Raw genomic sequence first — 338 nt, forward strand, 5'->3', positions numbered from 1 at the left:
CGCGGTGCTCGAAGGCGCCGAAAGCATCGGCATCAAGCTGACGCATGTCTACGGCCTGACCGAGGTCTATGGCCCCGCTTCGGTCTGTGCCGAGCAGCCCGGCTGGGACGAACTTCCCGCTCCCGAACGGGCGCGCATGAAGCGCCGGCAGGGCGTGCCCTACCCGCTCGAGGAAGGCGTCACCGTGATCAATCCGCAGACCATGCAGGAGGTCCCGCGCGACGGCGAAACCATCGGCGAGGTCATGTTCCGCGGCAACATCGTGATGAAGGGCTACCTCAAGAACGAGAAGGCCACCAAGGAAGCGTTCGAAGGCGGCTGGTTTCACACCGGCGATC

General features: G+C 65.1%; 1 protein-coding gene. It reads left to right on the top strand.

Annotated elements, in window-relative coordinates:
• Positions 1-338: AMP-binding protein (locus MOV74_RS41355; protein ID WP_246933141.1), on the top strand; the 338-nt coding region annotated here is incomplete at both ends.

The organism is Bradyrhizobium sp. SHOUNA76, assembly GCF_023006445.1.
In the GTDB taxonomy this organism is placed as follows: Bacteria; Pseudomonadota; Alphaproteobacteria; order Rhizobiales; family Xanthobacteraceae; genus Bradyrhizobium.